The sequence below is a fragment of the Nocardia sp. NPDC058497 genome (assembly GCF_042720195.1).
Classification (GTDB): Bacteria; Actinomycetota; Actinomycetes; order Mycobacteriales; family Mycobacteriaceae; genus Nocardia.
In genome coordinates, this window is record NZ_JBHXMY010000753.1 from 1 (window position 1) to 2,421 (window position 2,421).

Below are 2,421 nucleotides of genomic sequence, written 5' to 3' on the forward strand. Positions count from 1 at the left end.
TTGCCGACACTGGTCAGAGCTCGAATGTTGCCGATGTCAGCCAGGTCTCGCCCCGGTAGTGCGGATGCATGATCTGGCTCACCGCATCGAGCAGCACCCGGGGGAACGGGCCGGTACCGTAGTCGACCTTCTTATTGGCCATATTGATGGTGACCTGGTAGTCGAGCGGCTGTTGGGGTGGATCCGTCCTGGAGAGGCACTGGATTCGGTACGCCAGTGTCGCGCCGATCTCCGCGACCAGGTCGATCCGGACCTGCCAGGGTTTCGGATGGATCTGTCCGGTACCGAAGTAGGTCTTGTCCCACTTCGCCCGGTCGAGGAGGAGCGCTGGATGATCCGGCGGGTTCTGGCCCAGATCGAACACATGCGAATTCTTCTTATCGACTCCATAGATGGCGTAGCCACCGCCAGGATCGGGAAGAATGCCCCGGGCGGCTTTCTCGGCCACCTCGCGATCTCTCCGCAGCTGTTCCGGATGCGGTCGCACCTGGCAGACCCACGTCGTCGGAGTCTCCCGAATGTCGAACTCCGCGGGCGTGTTCAGCACCTCGCGCAGGTAGGCGGTGACCTGTTCCTCGGTATCGAGGGGTCCATACTGTGGCATAGGGAGTCCTTCGTTGTTCTCCAGGATCTCGCCGGCACGCGTGCTTGTTCGGCGGGATATCGCCCTGTGCGTGCCAGTTGACGTTCAGTGAGCTCATCGCAGGTATTCGCGGTTTCGGATACTACGATTCAACGCCTCGTTGATATCCGCGTGGTCGAACGTCGATGTAACTAGTCTCGATACGAACAGGTGGGACGGAAGATGGGAATTGGATTACGTCACCGGTGCTACGCTCCACAACTAGAATGGCTCCACCTCGATTCTGCGCAGTAGGTACTATCTGCCAACCTGCATCGAATTCACTAAGGCTGAAATCATCGGAGCCCAATATCTTGCGGGCGAGATCTCCGGCTTCGGATTCTTCAATCATGGGAGCTCGCCTACTCTCAAGTGGTTACTGTCGGCATTTATGTACGCACTGTATCGGGGTCTTCATTCGGTGGAATGATACTCGACTTGGTTATCGCCGATGTTTATTCCTTGCCGTCGGAGGCTGTCCACCACTTGGTGTGTATATCTTCGGGTCGGCCGGTAGTGGCTACTCTGATCGCTCACGAGGAGAACTTGTCCGGCTGCCGCCTGAATGTCCCCGGCCCCCGCAACCGGTGCTCCTGCCGACAGGCTTGAATGATGAAACTCGCCCAGAATATGGACCGGCGCGGAGTAGAAATATCCATCGTGATCCATGATGAAGATTGCTCGCCCACCCTGCGGAGTCCAGAGCGTCTGTGCGGTCGTAGTGTCGAACAACTCGCCCTTGTGGTAGTGCAGGAGGCCATCGTAGCTGTGCAGGCGGAAATCTTGCCGCGCTGTGTCGTTCAGATATAGGACCTGTTTTCCATCCCATGCAGAGTTCTCGGGAAGATGTTCTCCGCGAAATGCGGGAAGTATTGGCGTCGTCTCAAAACGGGTCGCGCTCGGCTGAATGCCTGGTTCGTCGAGTTGGAAAATTCGTCCCGGTTCCACTCTTCCGGTGTCGGTCAATTCTCGGATAACTTCGCCCGGGTCATGTGCTGGGTCGGCGGCATAGACGATAACGTCATCGCTTCCGTTCCATTATGGAGAGAAGAATCCGACGATTGTTCCGGAACTCATTCTCAGCAGCAGGAATGGTCCATCCTCGCTGTCGCGATTGAATCCGCGAGCAAGGCGTCCCTCCACCTGGTTGACAGTGAGCGCGAGTCTGGCTATCGGTCGGGCATTCCCGAATTCGCTCAGGTAGTCGGCGGGCAAGGGGGCGTAGGGAATTGTCGGCCATGGACGCATCGAATCCATGTTCTCGACGACTTGCGCCAGGAAGTGTCGTAGCACGTCCTCCGGCTGGCGCATCTGAACGGGGGTTGGCAACGGTGCCCGGCGACGCAAACCGTCGGCGAGCGATCGGTATTCGTCCGCCGCGGTCAGATACTCGATCGGTTCGACCAACAGCGCGGTAGCGATCCGAGCCGCCAGCTTCGGGCTCAACTCTGGTTCGAACTGGATGCGGTAGAAGATCCGTTGAACGATCCCGGTCCAGTAATCCATCCCCTAATCCTTCCTCATCGCGGCGCTTCGAACTCGACCTGGGCCGCGCTGAGCGGGATCCCAAGCCTACGTAGATGTTCGACTGCCTGCAAAGTGTGGCCTCGTTCAGGCCGGTAATGACCACTGGAATCGGTGAGCAGCTGCAGCACTCCACCGGAGACGACAAGTTCTCCGGCGGCGGCGACTGGAGCTCCAGCGAGGAAGCTCGACTGGTGGAAACGCGCGGGCGAAATTTCGAGCGCGGCGGATAGGTGTACCGGGTGGTGCGACACGAAAATTTAGTGCCCACACCC

At 58.7% G+C, this 2,421-nt stretch carries 4 protein-coding genes; 1 reads left to right on the forward strand and 3 read right to left on the reverse strand.

Annotated elements, in window-relative coordinates:
* Window positions 1–13: 13 nt before the first annotated feature.
* The 3 genes from ACFWPJ_RS30455 to ACFWPJ_RS30465 all read right to left on the reverse strand — a co-directional run bounded on the left by ACFWPJ_RS30455 (window position 14) and on the right by ACFWPJ_RS30465 (window position 2,128).
* Entirely contained in the window at window positions 14–604 is a 591-nt protein-coding gene (locus ACFWPJ_RS30455; protein WP_378856606.1) for a hypothetical protein, read from the reverse strand.
* Window positions 605–1,036: 432 nt separating this feature from the next.
* On the reverse strand, window positions 1,037–1,588 hold the full coding sequence (locus ACFWPJ_RS30460; protein ID WP_378856608.1) for a hypothetical protein: 552 nt from the start codon (window positions 1,586–1,588) through the stop codon (window positions 1,037–1,039).
* A 72-nt stretch (window positions 1,589–1,660) separates the two neighbouring features.
* A complete protein-coding gene (locus tag ACFWPJ_RS30465) occupies window positions 1,661–2,128 on the reverse strand; it encodes a hypothetical protein (protein ID WP_378856610.1) in 468 nt (155 codons plus the stop codon).
* Between the two features lie 74 nt (window positions 2,129–2,202).
* Here ACFWPJ_RS30465 and ACFWPJ_RS30470 point away from each other — a divergent pair, with 74 nt between their 5' ends.
* Window positions 2,203–2,379, forward strand: coding sequence for a hypothetical protein (locus ACFWPJ_RS30470; protein ID WP_378856612.1), 177 nt, complete (start codon window positions 2,203–2,205; stop codon window positions 2,377–2,379).
* Window positions 2,380–2,421 lie beyond the last annotated feature (42 nt).

Excerpts from the sequence above, each read along its gene's own strand:
- ACFWPJ_RS30455 (WP_378856606.1), bottom strand. The coding sequence starts at position 604 with ATGCCACAGTATGGACCCCTCGATACCGAGGAACAGGTCACCGCCTAC.
- ACFWPJ_RS30465 (WP_378856610.1), bottom strand. The coding sequence starts at position 2,128 with ATGGATTACTGGACCGGGATCGTTCAACGGATCTTCTACCGCATCCAG.
- ACFWPJ_RS30470 (WP_378856612.1), top strand. The coding sequence starts at position 2,203 with ATGTTCGACTGCCTGCAAAGTGTGGCCTCGTTCAGGCCGGTAATGACC.